Annotated in this window: 15 protein-coding genes; 8 read left to right on the top strand and 7 right to left on the bottom strand. The window is 69.0% G+C overall.

All coding sequences use genetic code 11. The features are described 5' to 3' along the window. The first annotated feature begins 104 nt into the window (after window positions 1-104). The 4 genes from ABZX92_RS38275 (at window position 105) to ABZX92_RS38260 (ending at window position 8004) form a co-directional block, all read left to right on the top strand. Window positions 105-1829 carry an immunoglobulin-like domain-containing protein gene (locus ABZX92_RS38275; RefSeq protein WP_355570362.1) on the top strand — a complete coding sequence of 575 codons (1725 nt, stop codon included), beginning with the start codon at window positions 105-107 and terminating at the stop codon, window positions 1827-1829. A 117-nt stretch (window positions 1830-1946) separates the two neighbouring features. Further along, window positions 1947-4196 (top strand): cellulase family glycosylhydrolase, encoded by a 2250-nt coding sequence (locus ABZX92_RS38270; RefSeq protein ID WP_355570360.1) that lies wholly within the window; start codon window positions 1947-1949, stop codon window positions 4194-4196. 157 nt (window positions 4197-4353) lie between these two features. Further along, window positions 4354-7482 carry a family 78 glycoside hydrolase catalytic domain gene (locus tag ABZX92_RS38265; RefSeq protein ID WP_355570359.1) on the top strand — a complete coding sequence of 1043 codons (3129 nt, stop codon included), beginning with the start codon at window positions 4354-4356 and terminating at the stop codon, window positions 7480-7482. A 66-nt stretch (window positions 7483-7548) separates the two neighbouring features. Continuing rightward, window positions 7549-8004 (top strand): hypothetical protein, encoded by a 456-nt coding sequence (locus tag ABZX92_RS38260; protein ID WP_355570358.1) that lies wholly within the window; start codon window positions 7549-7551, stop codon window positions 8002-8004. Between the two features lies 1 nt (window position 8005). Here the strand turns inward: ABZX92_RS38260 and ABZX92_RS38255 are convergent, their stop codons facing one another. Continuing rightward, window positions 8006-9235, bottom strand: coding sequence for an SGNH/GDSL hydrolase family protein (locus tag ABZX92_RS38255; RefSeq protein ID WP_355570357.1), 1230 nt, complete (start codon window positions 9233-9235; stop codon window positions 8006-8008). 150 nt (window positions 9236-9385) lie between these two features. Continuing rightward, window positions 9386-10399, bottom strand: coding sequence for a LacI family DNA-binding transcriptional regulator (locus ABZX92_RS38250; RefSeq protein ID WP_355570356.1), 1014 nt, complete (start codon window positions 10397-10399; stop codon window positions 9386-9388). A 150-nt stretch (window positions 10400-10549) separates the two neighbouring features. Between ABZX92_RS38250 and ABZX92_RS38245 the strand changes: the two genes are divergently transcribed. The 4 genes from ABZX92_RS38245 to ABZX92_RS38230 are packed head-to-tail and all read left to right on the top strand — an operon-like array spanning window position 10550 to window position 15132. Continuing rightward, on the top strand, window positions 10550-11761 hold the full coding sequence (locus ABZX92_RS38245; protein ID WP_355570355.1) for an extracellular solute-binding protein: 1212 nt from the start codon (window positions 10550-10552) through the stop codon (window positions 11759-11761). 7 nt (window positions 11762-11768) lie between these two features. Then, window positions 11769-12647: a sugar ABC transporter permease gene (locus ABZX92_RS38240; RefSeq protein ID WP_355570354.1), complete on the top strand. Its 879-nt coding sequence runs from the start codon at window positions 11769-11771 to the stop codon at window positions 12645-12647. Window positions 12648-12688: 41 nt separating this feature from the next. Beyond that, a complete protein-coding gene (locus ABZX92_RS38235) occupies window positions 12689-13447 on the top strand; it encodes a carbohydrate ABC transporter permease (RefSeq protein WP_355570361.1) in 759 nt (252 codons plus the stop codon). 11 nt (window positions 13448-13458) lie between these two features. Next, window positions 13459-15132 carry a glycogen debranching protein gene (locus ABZX92_RS38230; RefSeq protein ID WP_355570353.1) on the top strand — a complete coding sequence of 558 codons (1674 nt, stop codon included), beginning with the start codon at window positions 13459-13461 and terminating at the stop codon, window positions 15130-15132. On the opposite strand, the gene ABZX92_RS38225 is transcribed toward ABZX92_RS38230, so the two are convergent. The 5 genes from ABZX92_RS38225 to ABZX92_RS38205 form a co-directional block, all read right to left on the bottom strand. Beyond that, the gene (locus ABZX92_RS38225; protein WP_355570352.1) at window positions 15080-16375 is read right to left on the bottom strand and encodes a rhamnulokinase family protein; all 1296 of its coding nucleotides are present in this window, start codon (window positions 16373-16375) and stop codon (window positions 15080-15082) included. The genes ABZX92_RS38230 and ABZX92_RS38225 overlap by 53 nt on opposite strands. Next, on the bottom strand, window positions 16372-18396 hold the full coding sequence (locus tag ABZX92_RS38220) for a bifunctional aldolase/short-chain dehydrogenase (protein WP_355570351.1): 2025 nt from the start codon (window positions 18394-18396) through the stop codon (window positions 16372-16374). Before ABZX92_RS38220 ends, ABZX92_RS38225 begins: the two co-directional genes overlap by 4 nt. Further along, the gene (gene rhaI, locus ABZX92_RS38215) at window positions 18396-19550 is read right to left on the bottom strand and encodes an L-rhamnose isomerase (RefSeq protein ID WP_355570350.1); all 1155 of its coding nucleotides are present in this window, start codon (window positions 19548-19550) and stop codon (window positions 18396-18398) included. Before rhaI ends, ABZX92_RS38220 begins: the two co-directional genes overlap by 1 nt. A gap of 28 nt (window positions 19551-19578) precedes the next feature. Beyond that, on the bottom strand, window positions 19579-19890 hold the full coding sequence (locus ABZX92_RS38210) for an L-rhamnose mutarotase (protein ID WP_355570349.1): 312 nt from the start codon (window positions 19888-19890) through the stop codon (window positions 19579-19581). 1 nt (window position 19891) lies between these two features. Continuing rightward, window positions 19892-20362 (bottom strand): substrate-binding domain-containing protein (locus ABZX92_RS38205; protein WP_355570348.1); only part of this gene is annotated, 471 nt, incomplete at its 5' end.

The raw sequence follows: 20362 nt of genomic DNA, 5'->3' as shown, positions 1-20362 counted from the left end.
TCTTCCTGCGCGAGCAGCTGGCCGAGCACCCGGAGCGCCGGGTGTGGAACGGCCACATCAACACCGACACCAGGGGCAACCCGTACGCGGGCTTCGCGACCTCCGTGACGACCAGCTCCGCCGCCACGCTCGACGACGGCCTCGTCCTGCACTTCGACCGCACGGGCGGCCCCGTCCGGTTGCCCGACGACGTGCTCCACGGGCTCACCGACCTCACCGTCACCGCCCAGGTCGGCCACCTTCCCGGCGGTCGGCGGACGATCACCTGCACGCTCGGTGGCGGCACCGCGATCCACTACGAGGACGGCGTCGAGACGGGCAGGAAGACCAGCGCGGCAACGACTCCGGACGCGATCGACGACACCATCGCCACCTGTGCCGGTCGCGCGGCCGACGGATCTCTCCAGAGCGAGGTCCGCGACTTCCGGCTCTACCGCCGGGTGCTGGCCCCCGGCGAGGTGCGTGAGCTCGGGAAGGAGACGGCGTCGGCCCGGCCCGGCGCCGACCTCGCGTCGCTCGACCTGGGCGACGCCTCCGCCGTGACCGAAGATCTCACCTTGAGCACGCGAGCTCCCGGCGGCTCGGTGATCTCCTGGGAGTCGAACCGGCCTTCGGTGCTGTCGGCGACCGGTGTGGTCACCCGTCCCGCACCACGAGCCGGCAGTTCCACGGTGACACTCACCGCGACCGCCTCCTACGCCGGATACACCGCCACGCGCGACTTCACGGTGACCGTGCTGGAGGACATCACCGACCGGCAGAAGGTCGACGACGCGCTGCGGGACGTCGTGATCCCCGACGAGATCCGCGGCGACCTCACGTTGCCCGCCAAGGGTTCCCGTGACGTCACGTTCAGCTGGCAGAGCAGTGATCCCCGCGTCGTTTCGACCACTGGCGAGGTGACCCGGCCACCTCACGGTGCGCGCCCGCGCGTCGCCCGCATCTCGGTCAGGGCCGCCAAGGGGTACACGTACAACACCCGCTACTTCGCGCTCACCGTCCTGCCGCTGCCCGAGAAGGCGGCGATGGAGGGCACGCTGTTCACCTACGTCACCGGTGACGCCGGCCAGGACGTGCACTTCGCGGTCAGCGGCGGCGATCCGGCGCGGAAGACCGAGCTCAACCGCGGCCGTCCGGTGCTGACGTCGGAGTACGGCGTGCGTGACCCGTTCATCATCCGCAGCGAGGACGGCGACAGCTTCTCCCTGCTCGCGATGCGCCAGGACGGCAGCCACGTCGAGATCTGGGAGTCGACCGACCTGGTCACGTGGTCGGGGCAGCGGCACGTCCCGGTGTCGGCCGGGACACCGCGCTTCGGCACCGCGCTGCCGGTGTCGAAAACCGAGCTGGAACGGCTGAAGCAGGGCCCGCAACCGGTGCGCGCCAACGAGAAGGGCGTGCTCGTCGACTACGACCTGGCGAGCGGCTCCGGCCCGGTCGTCGCCGATCTGTCCGGAAACCGCCGTGCCGCGACGATCCGCGGTGACGTCACCCGGTCGTCCGCCGGTCTGATCTTCGGTGGCAAGCGCGGCTATCTGGACCTGCCCGACGACCTGACGTCCGGGCTCGATCAGCTCACCGTGTCCGCACAAGTGGAGGTCGAGGGAAACTGGCACACCATCACGTGCACATTGTCGAATGGCACTGCGCGCCTATTCGACAACAATGTCGAATTCGCGCGTCTGGACGGTGTGGTGGTGAAACCGGATGAACTCGGCGGCCTCATCACAACGCCGGACTCCGGCCCGCGTTTCCAGGGCAAGATGCGCAGGTTGACGGTGTGGAACCGGGTGCTGGCCGAGCCGGAGATCGCCGCGCTGCAACGCTGAACGGTGCTTTGTCCGGCAGGACAAGCCGATGTCGCGGGCTTGTCCGCAACGGACAGGTTCAGCCACTGGGCCAGTCGGCGGTGTCTCCCATTCTGGGAGCGCTCCCAAAATCGGGGCATGACCTGGCGAACTCTTCGAGCGGTGGTGGCCGGCCTGCTGCTGGCCGCCACCGTCGTCCTCACTCCCGCCGCGAGTGCCGCGGCGCCCACGCGCATCATGGCCCTCGGCGACTCCATCACGGGCTCGCCCGGCTGCTGGCGGGCGTTGCTCTGGAAACACCTGCAGGACACCGGCCACACCGGCGTCGACTTCGTCGGCTCACTCCCGGCGCCGGGCTGCGGGTTCACCTACGACGGCGAGAACGAGGGCCACGGCGGCATTCTCGCGACGAACATCGTGCGGGACGGCCAGCTCCCCGGCTGGCTCTCGTCGGCACGCCCGGACGTCGTGCTGATGCATCTCGGCACCAACGACGTGTGGAACAACATCCCGGCCGCGACGATCCTCAACGCCTACACCACGATGCTCGGCCAGATGCGGGCGAGCAACCCGGCCATCAAGCTGATCGTCGCCCAGATCATCCCGATGAACCCGTCCGGCTGCCCGGCCTGCGGGCAGCGGGTGGTCGACCTGAACGCCGCGATTCCCGGCTGGGCGCAGGCGAACAGCACGGCGGCCTCACCGATCACCGTCGTGGACCAGTGGACCGGGTTCAGCACCTCCGCCGACACCAGCGACGGCGTGCATCCCACCAGCACCACCGGAATCCAGAAGATCGAAGCGCGCTGGTTCCCGGCTGTGGTCGCGGCGCTGGGCGGTTCGTCCGCGGTGGGCCTGCACGTCGAGGGCACGCGGGTGGTCGAGGGCAACGGCAGCCCGTTCGTGATGCGCGGCGTGAACCACGCCTACGTCTGGTACCCGAGCCAGAACCGGGCCTTCGCGGACATGAAGTCCTTCGGCACCAACACGGTTCGCGTCGTGCTCGGCAGCGGTCAGCGCTGGGGGCCGACGCCGGCCGCCGAGGTGACGAACGTGATCTCGTTGTGCAGGACGAACAAGATGATCTGCGTGCTGGAGGTCCACGACACGACGGGTTACGGCGAGCAGAGCGGCGCCGCGACGCTGGACCAGGCCGCGACGTACTGGGTCGGCGTGGCGAACGTGCTGAAGGGCCAGGAGAACTACGTCGTCGTCAACCTGGGCAACGAGCCGTTCGGCAACAACGCCTCGGTCAGCGCCACCTGGGCGAGTGCGACGAGCAGCGCGATCAGCCGGTTGCGCGGGGCCGGCCTGCAGCACCTGATCATGGCCGACGCGCCGATGTGGGGCCAGGACTGGGGCAACATCATGCGCGACAACGCGGCCGCGGTGCTCAACGCCGATCCGCAGCACAACACGGTGTTCTCCATCCACATGTACGGCGTCTACAACACCGCGGCCAAGGTGAACGCGTACTTCGACGCCTTCCGGACCGCCGGCCTGCCGCTGGTGGTGGGGGAGTTCGGGAACAACCACTCCGACGGCGACCCGGACGAGGACACGATCATGGCGCAGGCCCAGGCGCGCGGCCTGGGGTACCTCGGCTGGTCGTGGAGCGGCAACAGCAGCGACGTCGGCTACCTCGACATGACCAACTCGTTCAACCCGGCGAGCCTCACGCCGTGGGGCGAGCGGTTCCTCAACGGCGCCAACGGAGTCCGGCAGACGTCGAAGGAAGCCACGATCTTCGGCGGCGGTGGCGGTGACACCCAGCCCCCGTCCACCCCGGGCACCCCTGTCGCCTCGGGTGTGACGTCGACGGGCCTGACGTTGAACTGGACGGCGTCGACGGACGACGTTGGCGTCGCGGGCTATGACGTGTTCCGTGCGCTGGGTTCTGGCTCGTTCGTGGTGGTGGGTTCGTCGGCGTCGACGGCCTTCACGGACAGCGGTCTGAGTCCGTCGACGGCCTATCGCTACCAGGTGCGGGCGAAGGACGCCGCGGGCAACGTGTCCGCGTTCTCCGGCATCGCGACGGCCACGACGAGTGGCGGCGGCTCCAGCACGTGCAAGGTCGGTTACTCCGCCCAGAACTGGGGCGGTGGCGACGGGTTCACCGCGAGCATGACCATCACGAACACCGGCACGAGCGCGGTCGACGGCTGGACGCTGGCCTTCAGCTACGCCAACGGTCAGCGGGTCACCCTGCCCGGCTGGGGTGCCACGTTCGCCCAGTCCGGTTCCGGTGTCACGGCCACCAACCTGACCTGGAACCGCACGCTGGCACCGAACGGGTCGGCGAGCATCGGGTTCAACGGCACCTACGACGGCTCCAACCCGGCGCCGGCCTCGTTCACTCTCAACGGCACCACCTGCACGACCTCCTGACCCGGGACAACCGGACAGCGGGTTGAAGCGTTTCAACTCGTTGTCCGGTTGTGGACAGGCTTGTTTCGAACGTCTTGACGCGCCCTGCTGTGCCCAACACGCTGGCTGTCGCCTCCGGAATTGAAACGTTTCATCCAGCGACGAAGGTGGAGACGACGTGCGGCGACGGGTGTTCCTGAAGACATCGGCGATCGGACTGTCCGCGACTACGCTGCCGATCGGGGTGGCGGAGGCGTCCGAGGAACGGGGGAGCGAGGTGCGGGTCCTGCGCACCACGGTCGAGTACGCGGAGACGTTGCTGGGCACCGACGTCCCGGTGCCACGGCTGGGCTGGGTGCTCACGGCCGACGGCACCGGCGCGCGGCAGACTGCCTACCAGGTCGAGGTCGGCACGGCACCGGGACGTTCGGACGTGTGGCAGTCGGGCCGGGTGAAGTCGGATCGCACCACGGGAATCCCCTACCAGGGCCAGGAGTTGCGGCCACGCACCCGGTACCACTGGCGGGTGCGGGTCTGGGACGGCTCGAACCGCGTGTCGGAGTGGAGCGCGAACGGCTGGTGGGAGACGGCGTTGCTCGGCACGCCGTGGCAGGCGCGGTGGATCGGGGCACCGGACACGACGCTCGGTTTCACCGGTGTCTCGTGGATCTGGTCGGCGACCACCCCGGTGGAGAGCCGCTGGTTCCGGGCCCGGCTGGAGTTGCCTGCTGACGCGACCCGCGTTCGCCTTGTCGCCACTGCGGACGACGACTTCACGTTGTACGTCAACGGTTCCGAGGCGTTGCACGTGCCAGAGCAGACGGACGTGTGGAAGGTGGGCCAACGGGCGGACGTCACGCGTCTGGTGAGCGGAAGGCGGATCGTGCTCGCGGTCCGGGCCACGAACCGCTCTCCCGGACCGGCGGGACTGCTGGTGCGACTGGTCGCCGACCTGCCCGACGGTCAGCGTGAACTCGTCACCGGGCCGGGGTGGAAGGTGGCTGACACCGAGCAGACCGGCTGGCAGACACCGGACTTCGACGACTCCGGGTGGACTCCCGCGACCGTGCTCGACCCGTACGGGCAGGGGCCGTGGGGTTCGGACGTGTCGGTCGTCGAGCAGCCCGCACCGTTGCTGCGCAAGGAGTTCGCGCTCGGCAAGCCGGTCACGCGGGCGCGGTTGTACGTGAGCGGGCTCGCGTACCACGAGACCGAGATCAACGGCCGCCGCGTCGGTGACCGGGTGCTCGATCCGGGCTTCACCGACTACGACAACACCGTGCTGTACGCGACGCACGACGTCACCGGGCTGGTTCGCACCGGCCGCAACGCGATCGGCGTGACGCTGGGCCGCGGGTTCTTCGGCATGAGGTCGCCGAACGTGTGGCGCTGGGAGCGGCCGCCGTGGCACGACGAGCCGAAACTGCTGGCGCAGCTGGAGATCGACCATCCGGACGGCACGCGCACGACGATCTCCTCGGACGAGTCCTGGCGCCTCACCGACGGTCCGACGCTGTCGAACTCGCTCTACACCGGCGAGACCTACGACGCCCGGCTGGCGCCGAAGGACTGGACCAAGCCCGGTTTCGACGACTCGAAGTGGCAGTCGTCGCCGATCCGGCCCGCGCCGAAGGGAACGCTGAAAGCCCAGGAGCACGAACCGATCCGCGTGGTCGAGTCGGTCACGCCCGTGGTCAGCTCACCGAAGCCCGGCGTGTTCGTGGCGGACATGGGTCGCACGATGTCCGGCTGGACGCAGCTCACCGTCCAAGCTGTGGCCGGCACGGTGGTGCGGCTCAAACACGGCGAGACGCTGAACTCCGACGGCACGGTGCACATGGAGAACGGTCTCGTCACCGGCAACCGCATCCAGCTCGACGAGTACATCTGCGGCGGGCACCAGGAGACGTGGGAACCGAAGTTCTCCTACAAGGGCTTCCGGTACGTCGAGGTGACCGGGTTGAGCAAGGCCCCGAAGCTGGTCGGCCGGGTCGTGCACTCGGACGTGCCGACGGTGAGCACGTTCCGGTGCTCCGAGCCGTTGTTCGAGCAGTACGACGCCGCGATGCGCCGGACCGTCGCGAACAACCTGCACGGCATCCCCACCGACACGCCGACCTACGAGAAGAACGGCTGGACGGGCGACGCACAGGTCGGCGCGCCGTCGATGCTCGCCGAGTTCGGCATGGCGAAGTTCTTCACCAAGTGGCTGGGCGACCTCGCGGACAGCCAGGACGCGGCCGGGCAGCTGCCGGTGATCGTGCCGAGCGGCGGCTGGGGCTACCGCGAGCTCGCGCCCGCGCCGGAGTGGACGACGGTGTACCCGTTCGTGCTGCGTGAGATGTACCGGATCTACGGCGACGACCGGCTGCCCGCGCGGCACTGGCCGGTGCTCACGCGCTACCTGGACTGGGAGATCGCCCGGCTGCGCGACGGCCTGGCCGTCACCGCGCTCGGCGACTACCTGCCGCCCGGCTCCGGTGGCATCCCGCCGGAGGACACCCGGCTCACCGCCACGGCCTACCTCTACCGCTCGCTGCTGCACACCGCGGAACTCGGTGACGTGATCGGCAAACCCGTTCCGCGTTACCGCGAGGTCGCCGCAGGGTTGTTGTCCGCCTTCAACAGCGCGTTCCTCGGCGCGGGTCACTACCGCACGGCCAGGGATCCTGACTACCGGCAGACGTCCAACGCGATCCCGCTGGCGTTCGGCATGGTGCCCGCCGGGTCGGTCCAGGCCGTCGCGGACCGGCTCGCAGCCGAGGTTCGAGCGAACGGCAACCACGTGAACGTCGGCTGTCTTGGTGCGAGCGTGCTGCTGAAAGCGTTGAGCGACAACGGACACGCGGACGTCGCCACCGCCATGGCCACCGAACGGTCGTACCCGAGCTGGGGCCACTGGTTCGCGAACGGCGCCGACACCATGTGGGAGATGTGGGACACCGGTACTCGTTCCCGCAACCACTACTTCAAAGGCACTGTCGTGCAATGGTTGTACGAGCACGTCGCCGGCCTGGTGCCGGGTGACGCGGGCTACCGGACGTTCACGGTCAGGCCGAACGCGACGACCGGGGTGTCGTGGGCCCGGCTGGAGTTCGAGAGCGTGCGCGGGCGGATCGGCGTGTCGTGGGCGAAGGTCGACGGTGTGCTGAGGCTGACCGTCGAAGTACCCGTGGGCTCCACCGCTGAGGTGCACGTGCCGCACGAGCGCGGTGTCGCTGTTGTGCGCGTGCCGCACGGGAGGTGGAGGTTCACCGGAGGTGGCAGTGCCGCTGCGGCCGCTGAGGCAATCCCGGCTTCCCGGTAGCGGCAGGTTTTGCACTGTGGCGCAAAGGCTTCTTCGCGCGAACCCCGGCCCTGTTAACTGCCGTCCATGGGTTCGAGAAGCTTCAGCAAGTTGGTCAGCCAGTTCGCGGCCGCCGCCGCGGTGGCGCTGTCGGTCGTCGCCGTGAGCACCCCGCCGGCGGGTGCCGCGGTGAGCGACTTCATCTACTCGGGACAGGACTACGGGTACGCCGGGGCGTCGTTCGACTGGACCGGCCGCAGCTCGATCGGCAACATCGACCTGATCGTGTCCGACTGGGGTTGTGACGCCAAGCCGGTCTACGCGTACTTCCTCTTCTACAACGGGTCGCTGCACCCGGACTCGACGCCGACGCACCGGTACGACTACTCCGGCTGCGACAAGGAGGACTACACGAAGTACGACAACCTGTCGTGGTCGATCAGCGGCGACTCGATCACCTACTTCGCCGTGGTGGTCTGCCGCGACGCCTTCAACGGCCCGTGCAAGGTGGGCGGGCTCTCCGGGCGCAACCCGTACGCGTAGGTCAGCGGAACAGCCGGAGCGGGACCGCCTGCGCCAGCAGACGGTACCCGGCCGGGGTGAGGTGCAGGTGATCGCCGACGTCCGCGGCGGGGAGCAGCCGTCGCGGACTTGCCGGGTCACGGACAGCGGCGTCGAAGTCGAGGACGGCGTCGAAGCGTTTCGAGGTGCGGATCCAGCGGTTCACGGTCTGCCGGGCTTCCTCGCGGAATCCCTCGTCGTAGAAGCTGGTTCCGAACGGCGTCAGCGTCGCCCCGAACACCTCGATGTCGTGCGCGTGGGCCCGTTCGACGATCTGCTGGTAGGCGCGGATCAGGTCGTCGGCGACCTGCTTCTGGGCGGCTTCGGTCGTCGCCGCGGTGCCGATGTCGTTGACGCCCTCGAACAGGATCAGCCATCGGACCCCGCTCTGCGCCAGGAGATCGCGGTCCAGCCGGGCCAGCACGTTCGGCCCGAGGCCGTCGTTGAGCACCCGGTTGCCGCCGGCGGCCTGGTTCAGCACGGCGACCTCGCCTCGCACCCGGTCGAAGAGCTGGTCGGGCCAGCGGTCGTTGCCGTTGGTGGTGGAACCGCGGCCGTCGGTCAGCGAGTCACCGATCACCACCACTGCTGGTACGGCCGAGAGGACCTCGATGCCGCTGAGGAAGTACCAGTGGTCGGCGCGGGTCGCGCCGGGCAGGTCAACCGCTTCGGTGTGGTTGCCCGCCAACAGATGGGACGTGGTGCGCGAGCCGGGGTGCGAGGTGATGTCGTTGGACGCCTGCCCACGCGCCAGATAGGCGGTGACGGTGAGGTTCGATCCTGGCTTCAGCGCGAAGTCCAGCGGATCGGACACGATCAGCGCGCCCTTCGGAATGTCCGCTGAGGATCGTCCGTTGAACGTGACCCGTCGCCGCGTCGCCGGTTGAATCGCGCTGACTCCCGCACGGCCGTCCGCCGGAAGTGCGACGGTGACCGCGGTGATCGGCAGCACCGCGCCGCCGAACGCGTTCGAGAACCACAACCGCATCCTCCGCCCGCCCGCCGTGACCCGGATGGTCTGGCGCAGCGTGGCATCGGCCAGCACCACGCCGTCCTGGGTGAACGGCGGAGGCGGCATGTTGCCCGGTTCGCAGAGTTGCGGCATGGACGTCCAGGTGTGCACCCACCTGGTGCGCGCCGGAGCTTGAGCCCGCGCGACGGCCGGGGTGAGCACCCCGGTTGCGGTCAGACCGAGGAACGAGCGCCTGCGCATCTTCCACGCCCTTCCGGAAAGGGGCTGAAAGATCAACGTAGGAGTGGCACTGAACGAGGGTCAATCGGTAAGGGTTTCGAATTCATTTTCGAAACGTTTCGACGTCTCTCCGTGGCAAGGAGGCACGGTGTCGAACCGATTCGACACCGCTCAGGCCCTGCGGCGCGCTCCGGTGCTCGAACGCAACGTGATCGGCGGCGCGAGCATGCGGTGCCGCGGCGTCGCCGACTCGTCGCCGATCTGCTCCAGCAGCAGGTCGACGGCCATGCGCGCCATGTCCACCGCGGGCACGTCGGCGGCCGTCAACGGTGGGTGGAAGTCCTCCGCGAGCCGGTCCGCGATCACGCCGGTCAGCGAGAAGTCGCGCGGCACGTCCAGCCCGGCGCGGTGCAGCGCGCGTTGCACTCCGGGCAGCGCGGCCTCGTTGATCGTCACCGCGGCCGTGACCTCCGGCCAGCGCGTCCCGATCTCCTCGAAACACGCCTGGCCTGCCGCGGGTTCGTCCGCGCAGCACACCGTGTGCGCGTTGATGCCGCACTCCTCGGCGGTCGTCGTGAACGCCGTCGTCGCGCGCAGAGCCGGGCCGTACCCCGCCGCGACCAGCTCGTCGGAGCGGTTGATCAGCACGACGTCCTGGTGGCCCAGATCGGCGAGGTGGCGCACGCAGCGGCTGATCAGCCCGGCGTAGTCGACGTCGACCCACCACGACGCGGCCGGGTCCTCGACGTGGCCGATCGTCACGAACGGCAGATCGGCGCTGGTCAGCCGGTCGACCCTGGGGTCCTGCAGGAGGATCTCCATCAGGATCACGCCGTCGACGCGCCGGCCGGTCACGATCCGCTCGAACGACCTGTCGTGGTCGCCGCCGCTGGGGGACAGCAGCACGTCGTGGTCGTGCACCGCGGCCGCCTCGACAACGCTGGCGACGAACGCCAGCTGCACGTCGGTCAGCCGGGTGCTCGCCGGCGGTATCACCAGGCCGAACGTGCGGGTGCGTCCCTCGGCCAGCGCGCGGGCACTGGCGTTGGGCCGGTAGCCGAGCTCGTCGATGACGTCGTTGATCCGCTGGGCGGTCGCGGTCGAAACGGGCCGTTTCCCGCTCAGCGCGTACGACACGGTGCTCCGGGACACCCCGGCCCGCTTGGCGATCTCTCCGATGTTCATGACCCTCCCGGTGAACCGGTTCGACTAGGCGTCATCGTAGAACTTTCCCTCTTGCGAGACACCATCGCGCCCGATTACGTTGGCGCCCACTTCCATTTGTCGAACCGGTTCGACCTCTTGCCGTCAGCGCAGCCGCAAGGAAGGACCCCCATGTTCCCCGCCTCCGTTCCCGCGAGACTCGTGGCCGCGTTAGGCCTGGTCGTGTCCGTGACGGCGTGCTCGTCGACGCCCGCCACCACTTCGGACGCGTTCTCCGTCTGGGACCCGTACCCGCAGTTCACCGCAGAGTCCGAGTGGGCGAAGACGATCGACAAGTGCGGGACCGAGGCGGGCGTGCGGATCCAGCGCCAGGCCTACGACACCACGGACCTGACCAGCAAGGTCCTGCTCGCGGCGCAGCAGGGCACCGCGCCACACGTGCTGGTGCTCGACAACCCGGTGGTGTCGACGCTCGCCGAGGCGGGCGTGCTCAAGGCGAACCAGGACGTGGGGCTCGACGCGTCGCAGGTCTCCCCGAACCTCGCCGCCGCTGGAGTCGTGAACGGCCAGACGTACGGAACGCCGATCGGGGCGAACACCCTGGCGCTCTACTACAACAAGGCCGTGCTGACGGGGGCGGGCGTCGACCCGGCGTCCATCAAGGACTGGGACTCGCTGAACGCGGCGCTGGCCAAGGTGAAGGCTTCGGGCAAGAAGGGCATCACGTTCTCCGCGATCGGCACCGAGGAAGGCACCTTCCAGTTCCTGCCGTGGTTCTGGGGCGCGGGCGGGGCGCTCACCGACCTGCCGTCCGGGAAAGCGGCGCTCGAACTGTGGAAGTCGTGGCTGGACAACGGGTACGCGCCGAACTCGGTCGTCGGCAACACCCAGACGACCAGCTGGCAGGAGTTCGCGACCGGTGAGTACGCGTTCACCGAGAACGGCACCTGGCAGCTGGGCAACGCGAAGAAGGCCGGGTTCGAGTACGGCGTGATCCCGATTCCCGGCCGCACCGGAGGCGCCGCACCCGCGCCGACGGGTGGCGAGTTCGTCACCGTTCCCGCGCAGGGCGACAAGGACGCCGAGACGAAGGCGGGGCGCATCGCCACCTGTCTCACCGCGCCGGACAAGGTGCTGGCCTCGGACACCGCGCTGACCTACATCTCGGCCGTGCCTTCCGTTCAGCAGCAACAGGTTTCGGCTCAGCCCGAGCTGGCAGTGTGGGTCCAGGCCGTGCAGAACGCCAAGGGACGCACCGGGGACAACCTCGGCACCAAGTACCCGAAGATCTCGCAGCCGCTGTGGGGTGCCGTGCAGGCCGCGCTCACCGGTGCCAAGACGCCGGAAGCGGCGTTGCGGGACGCGCAGGCCTCGGCGAAGTAGGCGCCGGGTGCGTTCGAGGCTGGCCGGCTGGGCCTTCCTGCTTCCGCTCGTGGCGTACCTGGCGGTGTGCTACGCGTATCCGTTGTTCACCAACGTCGACCTGAGCATCCGCGGGTACACCGTGCGTTCGTTCGTCCACGGAGGTGCGCCGCTGGTCGGGTTCGCCAACTACGCCACCGTCCTCGGTGACCCGACCTTCCGCACGGCGTTGCTGAACACGGTCCTGTTCACGCTGGTCTCGCTGTTCTTCCAGTACACCGTCGGACTCGCGGCGGCGTTGTTCTTCGCGCGCGGCTTCCGGTTGTCGGCGACGTTGCGCGCGTTGTTCCTCGTGCCGTGGCTGCTGCCGCTGATCGTCTCGGCGTCCACCTGGGCGTGGCTGCTCAACAGCGAGTCCGGGCTGGTCAACGCGGTGCTGAAGGGCGTGGGCCTGGACCCGGTCAACTGGCTGACCTCGCCTGACTGGTCGCTGGTGGCGGTGACGATCGCGAACATCTGGATCGGCATCCCGTTCAACCTCGTCGTGCTCTACAGCGGGTTGCAGAACATCCCGCGCGAGGTCCACGAAGCGTCCGCTTTGGACGGTGCGAGCGGCTGGCAGACGTTCTGGCACGTCACTTTCCCGTTGCTGCGCCCGGTTTCCGCGATCACACTGCTGCTCGGGCTGGTTTACACGCTGAAGGTCTTCGACATCATCTGGATCATGACGAAGGGCGGGCCGAGCGGGTCGTCCACGACGCTCGCGACCTGGGCGTACGAGCTGGGGTTCGGCAACATGCTGCCGCGCTTCGGGCCCAGCGCCGCCGTCGGCAACGTGCTGATCCTGATCGCCGTGGTCGCGGGACTGCTCCACATCCGCGCGCAACGCAGGCAGGAGCTCGCGTGAGGTCCTGGCGCACTCCGGTCGGCGTGCTGCTCACCGCGCTGATGCTGTTCCCGGTCTACTGGATGATCACCGTGTCGCTCACGCCGATGAGCGACATGCGCAAGTCGCCCAGCCTGTTCCCGGCCAACCCCACCACCGAGGGCTACCAGCGGGTCCTGCGCGAGCAGGTGCCTTACCTGGGCACGAGCCTGCTCGTCGCCGTCGGGACCGTGGTGCTGACACTGGTTCTGGCGGCTCCGGCGGCGTACTCGCTGGCCAAACTCCGTCCAGCCGGCCGGCGGTCGCTGAGCTTCCTGCTGCTGGTCGCGCAGATGATCCCGGGGATCATCATGGCGCTGGGCTTCTACGGCATCTACGTCAAGCTCGGCATCACGAACACCGTGTGGGGCCTGGTTCTCGCGGACTCGACCATCGCGGTGCCGTTCGCCGTGCTCATCCTCACCTCGTTCATGGCGTCCGTGCCCGACGAGATGTTGCAGGCAGCCAAAATCGACGGGGCGGGCCCGTGGCGGTCGTTCGTCTCCATCGTGCTGCCCGCGAGCCGCAACGGCCTGGTGACCGCCGCGCTGTTCGCGTTCCTGTGGGCGTGGTCGGACTTCCTGTTCGCCGCCACGCTCGACTCCGGCGGCGCGCTGCAGCCGCTCACCCTCGGCATCTACCGCTACATCGGCAACAACAACCAGGAGTGGAACTCGATCATGGCCACCGCCGTGGTCGCGTCCGTGCCCGCGACGGTGCTCATCGTGGTGGCCCAGCGGTTCGTCGCCGCCGGAGTCACCTCGGGTGCCGTCAAGGACTGAAGGGGATACCTGTGGCCACCGAGTTCTCCGTGCGGGAGATCCCGTTCAGCCGTGCCGGCGCGTGGTTCGGTCTCTCGCCGGTGGTGGGACTGGCCAGGTACGCGCAGGACGTGCACGTGGTGTCGCACCGCAACGGCATGCACGCCGTGTTGTCCCTGGTGCCGTCGCGGCCCACCGAGGTCGTCGCCGACCCGGCGGCGCTCACGTGGCGCAGCGGCGAGTCGCGGATCCGTGCCGTGTTCTCGTCTGCCGACACGCTCCGGATCTCCGGAAACGGCCTGGGGATGCGGATCGCGGCCGCCGAACGGACGCTGACGCCGTTCACCGGCACGTACTTCTTCACCGAACCCTCGGGTGACGCGGTCTTCACGTCGTACGAGACCGGGCACCGGTTCCGGGTGACAGTCCTTTCCGGACAGTCGGAGCACGTCGGCGCGGAGGCTCTCGCGACCGCCGATCGTGCGGTCGTGCTGGGTGAGGAACCGTGGGAGGTGGTGATCGAGGAGCTCACCACCGCGCGAGCACCCTTCAGCAGCGACATCGGGTTCGACGGAGCTGTTGATGCCGCACGTGACGAGTTCGGCCGGTTCGTGGACGCTGTCTCGCCGTCCGCACCTGCCGCCGAACTGGCCTGTTACGTGATCTGGTCGGCGACCGTCGCCCCGGCGGGGTTCGTGACGCGTCCGGCGGTGCTGATGTCCAAGCACTGGATGGACAAGGTGTGGAGCTGGGACCACTGCTTCAACGCGCTGGCGCTCGCGTCCGGTGCGCCGGAGCTGGCGTGGGACCAGTTCCAGGTCGTGTTCGACCACCAGGACGCGCAGGGTGCGCTACCGGACTCGATCACGCACTCCGAGGTGTTGCGCAACTTCGTGAAGCCGCCGATCCACGGCTGGACCCTCAGTCGCCTGCGGTTGCTCCTGGGCGGCGTGCCCGATCCGGAACTGGCCTATCGGCAGCTGTCGGCGTGGACTTCGTTCTGGCTCGACCACCGGCGGGCACCGGGCCGCTCGTTGCCCTACTACGAGCACGGCAACGACAGCGGCTGGGACAACTCCACGGTGTTCCTGGAGCAACGCCTCGTCGAGTCGGCCGACCTCGCCGCGTTCCTCGTGCTGCAGATGAAGGAACTGGCCGTGCTCGCGGCTGAGGTGGGGGACGCGGCTCCGTGGGGCGAACGGGCTGACGCGATGCTCGCCGCGATGCTGGACGAACTGTGGGACGGCAGCAGGTTCGTCAGCCGCGGTGTGGTGTCGGGGGAGCTCAGGGCCACCGCGAGTCTGCTCGACCTCATGCCCGTCGTGCTCGGGGAGCACCTGCCGCGCGAGGTGTTCGACCAGTTGTGCGCCGGTATCGCCGAACATCTGACGTCGGTCGGACCGGCCACCGAGCTGCCCAGCTCCCAGCACTACGAGGCCGACGGTTACTGGCGGGGCCCGGTGTGGGCCCCGGCCACCGTGCTGATCGAGGACGGGCTGCGCCGGGGTGGCGCGGTCGAGCTGGCCGATCTGGTGAGCGCGCGGTTCCGGGCGACCTGCGAGAAGTCCGGGTTCGCCGAGAACTTCGACGCGCTCACCGGGCAGGGCCTGCGGGACCGCGCCTACACGTGGACGGCCAGCGCCTACCTGCTGCTCAGCGGGGGAGATAACGCCGCAGCGGCTGGGACTTCCGCACCAACGCCCTGAGATCGGCGAGCGTGCCGTGCACCGCGCCGACGGCACGCGCCTGCACGAGGACGTTGCCCAGTGCGGTCGCCTCGGCCGGCCCCGCGACCACCGGGAGACCGCACGCGTCGGCGGTGAGCTGGCACAACAGCTCGTTGTGCGAGCCGCCGCCGACGATGTGCACGACCTCGACCTCCTTGCCGGACAGCCGCTGAGCGTCCGCGACGGCGTCGCGGTGAGCCACCGCCAGACTGTCCAGAATGGACCGCACGATCTCGGGCGGTGTCAGGCCCTTCCCGCATTGCTGCTGGATCCGTGCCGGCATGTCACCGGGCGGGAGGAAGACCGGGTCGTTGGGGTCGAACACCGAACCGGTCGCGTGCCCGGCTTCGTTCAGCAACGGTCCCAGGCCGGTGTCCCAGCAGCGCAGGCATTCCTGCAACAGCCACAGACCCATCACGTTGCGGAGGTAGCGGATCGTGCCGTCCACCCCGCCTTCGTTGGTGAAGTTCGCGGCCTGGCTTTCGGGCGTGAGCACCGGGGTCTCGAGCTCGACGCCCACCAACGACCAGGTGCCGCACGAGATGTAGGCGAACCGGTCGTTCTCGGCGGGGACGGCGACCACGGCGGACGCGGTGTCGTGTGAGCCGACCGCGATGACCGGGACGCCGTTGTAGGTGCCCGCCGGATCGCCCGGGTGTCGCAGGTCCGGCAGCAGGTTCGTGGGCAGGTCGCGGGTCAGCTCCGGCGACCACCGGCCTGTTCGGACGTCGATCAGGCCGGTCGTGGTGGCGTTGGTGTACTCGGCGCCGCGTTCGCCGGTCAGCCAGTAGGAGAGCAGGTCCGGGATCAGCAGGAGCTGGGAGGCCTGGGGCAGCAGCGGTTCCGCCATCAGCTGGAACATCGTGTTGAACGGCTGGAACTGCAGCCCGTTGACCTCGTACAGCCCGTCCGGTGGGGTGATGCCGTCGGTGCGGGAGTCGCGGTAGTGCACCGGGTTGTCGAGCAACCGGCCGCGCGCGTCGAGCAGACCGTAGTCGACGGCCCAGCTGTCGATGCCGATGCTCTCGATCTCGCCCGCGAGTTTCAAGCCGGTGAGGACCTCGCGGTACAGGCCGGGCACGTCCCAGCGCAGCCTGTCGCCGTGGTGCACCGGCCCGTTGGGGAACCGGTGCACCTCCTCGATCCGCACGCCGTCACCGGCCAGGCCGCGGACCACGCGGCCGCTGGACGCCCCCAGATCGATCGCGGCGACCGCTCTCATCGCAGGAACGCCGCGGCGACACCCGCGTCGACCGGCACGTGCAGGCCTGTCGTGAGCGAGAGATCGCCTGCTGTCAGCGCGAACACCGCCGCGGCCACGTGCTCGGGCAGCACCTCGCGCTTGAGCAGGGTGCGCTGGGCGTAGAACTCGCCGAGCTTCTCCTCGGGCACGCCGTAGACCGCCGCGCGCTGGGCACCCCAGCCGCCCGCGAAGATGCCGGAGCCGCGGACCACGCCGTCCGGGTTGATGCCGTTGACGCGGATGCCGTCCTCGCCCAGTTCCGCCGCGAGCAACCGGACCTGGTGCGCCTGGTTCGCCTTGGCGGCGCCGTAAGCGACGTTGTTCGGTCCGGCGAAGACCGCGTTCTTGCTGGAGATGTAGACGATGTCGCCGCCCATCGCCTGCGCGCGCATGACCTTCGCGGCCTGCTGGGAGACGAGGAACGAACCCTTGGCCATCACGTCGTGCTGGAGGTCCCAGTCGGCCTCGGTGGTGTCGGCGAGTGGCTTGGAGATCGACAGACCCGCGTTGTTGACCACGAGGTCGACGCCGCCGAACGCGCGGGACGCCACTCGAAACGCTTCGACGATGCCCGACGGGTCGGTGACGTCGACCGTCACCGGTACCGCCACATCTGTCGAACCGATTCCCTCCGCGACCTCACGTGCGGCGTCGCCGTCGCGGTCGGCGACCACGACGCAAGCGCCTTCAGCGGCGAGTCGCTGCGCGATGGCCCGGCCGATGCCCGAACCGCCGCCGGTGACAAGAGCGACTCGGGTGGCGAGCGGCTTGGGCTTCGGCATCCGTTGCAGCTTTGCCTCTTCGAGCGACCAGTACTCGATGCGGAACTTCTCGCGTTCCTCGATCGGCGCGTACCGGGAGACCGACTCGGCGCCGCGCATCACGTTGATGGCGTTCACGTAGAACTCGCCCGCGACCCGTGCTGTCTGCTTGTTGCGGCCGAAGCTGAACATGCCGACGCCCGGCACGAGCACGATGGCCGGGTCGGCACCGCGCATCGGCGGGCTGTCCGGCTCGGCATGCCGCTCGTAGTAGGACTTGTAGTCCTCGCGGTAGGCGTCGTGCAGGTGTTCCAGTCGCTCGATCACGTCTTCCAGTGGTGCGGCCGGGGGCAGGTCGACCACCAACGGCCGGACCTTGGTGCGCAGGAAGTGGTCCGGGCACGAGGTGCCGAGCGCGGCCAGTTCGGGATGCCGTTCGCGGGCCAGGAAGTCCAGCACCACGTCGCTGTCGGTGAAGTGGCCGACCTGCGGTGAGTCCGTGGAGGCCAGACCGCGGATCACCGGCGCCAGCTCAGCGGCCCTCACGCGGCGTTCTTCGTGGGGGAGCGGTTCGTGGGTCACGGCGCCGAACGGGTCGGGGCGGCCGTGTTCGTCGAGGTAGCGCTGGGCGGTGGTGATGATGTCGAGCGAGTTGGCCTCGCACTCCTCGCTCGTCGCGCCCCACGCGGTGATGCCGTGCCCGCCGAGGATCACCCCGATGGCCTGCGGGTTGTCCCGCCTGACTGCCGCGATGTCCAGCCCCAGCTGGAAACCCGGCCGCCGCCACGGCACCCACGCGACCCGTTCGCCGAAGCACGCCTTGACCAGTGCCTCGCCGTCCGCCGCAGTCGCGAACGCGATGCCCGCGTCCGGATGCAGGTGGTCGACGTGTGCCGCGTCGACCAGCCCGTGCATGGCCGTGTCGATCGACGGTGCCGCGCCGCCCTTGCCGTGCAGGCAGAAGTCGAACGCGGCGACCATCTCGTCCTCGCGCTCGACACCGGGATAGACGGACGTGAGCGCGCGCAACCGATCCAGCCGCAGCACCGCGAGCCCGGACTCGGTGAGCGTGCCCAGGTCACCGCCGGATCCCTTGACCCACATCAGTTCCACGGGCTGCCCGGTGACCGGGTCGAGCTGCTCGCTCTTGGCCGAGGTGTTGCCGCCCGCGTAGTTGGTGTTGCGCGGGTTCGCTCCCAGCCGGTTGGAACGGCCCAGCAGCGCTTCGACGTCGTTCATCAAGCACCCCACCCGGCGGCCTCGCCACCGACTCGTTCACGGACGATCTGCTCGGCGTACCCGGACCGCGCATAGGCGGCCATCGGGTCGGGATCCAGCCCCATGTCCGAGCGCAGTTCTCGCAGAAGCGGCCGTACATCGGTGTTGTAGGCGTCCATCAACACGGCGTTCGCGCCGAGCACGTCACCGGCCTGCTGGGCAGCGGCGAGTGCCTCGTGATCGACCAGCAACGCCTTCGCGGTGGCCTCCTGGACGTTGAGCACCGACCGGATGATCGCCGGGATCTTCGGTTCCAGGTTGTGGCACTGGTCGAGCATGAACGCGATCCCCGCGGCCGGCTTGAGCGCGTCGGCCAGCACGATCTCGTGCATGATCCGGAACAGCTGGAACGGGTCCGCCGCGCCCACCATCAGGTCGTCGTCGGCGTAGAAGCGCGAGTTGAAGTCGAACGCCCCGAGCTTGTTCACCCGCAACAGGAACGACACGATGAACTCGATGTTCGTGCCCGGCGCGTGGTGCCCGGTGTCGATCACGACCTGGGCCTTCTCGCCGAGCTGCAGGCAATGCGCGTACGCCGTGCCCCAGTCCGGCACGTCGGTCGTGTAGAACGCCGGCTCGAAGAGCTTGTACTCCAACAACATTCGTTGATCAGGGCCCAGCCGGGCGTAGACCTCGCCCAGCGCCTCGGCAAGCCGGTCCTGGCGGGCCCGGATGTTGTCCTGGCCGGGGTAGTTCAGGCCGTCCGCGAACCACAGCTTGAGATCACGCGACCCGGTGGCGTCCATGATGCCGACGCACTCGAGCAGATGGCCGATCGCCTTGCGCCGCACCGCAGCGTCCGGGTGGCACACGCTGCCGAGCTTGTAGTCGTCGTCCTGGAAGACGTTGGAGTTGATGGCTCCCAGCGCGACGCCGCGATCGCGGGCATAGGAGGCGAGCTTGCTGTAGTCGTCGACCCTGTCCCACGGGATGTGCAGCGCGACCGTCGGCGCGACGCCGGTGAGCCGGTGCACGACCGCCGCGTCGTCGATCTTCTCGTACGCCGTGCGCGGAACTCCCTGCTGCGCGAACACCTTGAACCGGGTGCCCGAGTTCGCGTACGCCCACGACGGCGTCTCGATCCGCTGCTCGCGCAACGCGTCTTTCACGCTCATCTGTTTCTCCATGAGCTCAGTCCCAAAATCAGGCAAGGTGGAAGACCTCGTCGAGGGGCCGCATCCGTTCGTCGGCGCGGCCGTCGCCGACGAAGAACTCCGCCATCTCGGTCTGCCAGCGCGCGTTCACCTCGGTGCGCGCCATCTCCGCGAGTGCCGCGTTGAAGTCGTCGCATTCGAGATAGCCGATCAGCAGGCCGTCCTCGGCGAGGAAGAGCGAGTAGTTGTGCCAGCCCGCCTCGCTGAGGGCAGCCCGCATCTCCGGCCACACCTCGCGGTGTCGCGCCCGGTAGTCGTCGAGACGGTCCGGGCGGACCCGCAAGGTGAAGCAGACGCGCATGTCAGAAGTCGAACTTGTCGATGTTGTCCTTGGTGAACACGGTCGGCGGGCCGAGCACGACCTCACCCTTGGCGCCGATCGTGTAGTCGCCGAGGTCGCCCGCCTTGAACTTCTCGCCCTCCGCACCGGTGATCTGCCCAGAAGCCAACGCGGCCGCGGCGTAGGTGGCGAGGTAGCCGAGCTTGCTCGGGTCCCACAGCGCGAACGACTTCACCGTGCCGTCCTGCACGAACTTGCGCATCTGGTTGGGCGTGCCGAGACCGGTCAGCTGGACCTTGCCCTTGTACTCGGACGAGCTGAGGTAGCGCGCGGCCGCCGCGACACCGACGGTGGTCGGCGAGATGATGCCCTTGAGGTTCGGTGGAGCTGCTGGAAGGGAGCTCTCGTCGCGCACGGCAAGACGATGACGTTCGCGGAGCTGCGCGATCGCAGCCGTCATCTGGCCGGGGTGCTGTGCTCGCGCGGAATCGGC

The sequence above is a fragment of the Lentzea sp. NPDC006480 genome, from assembly GCF_040611995.1.
Lineage (GTDB): Bacteria > Actinomycetota > Actinomycetes > Mycobacteriales > Pseudonocardiaceae > Lentzea.
This window is presented reverse-complemented; position numbering and strand designations above follow the sequence as displayed.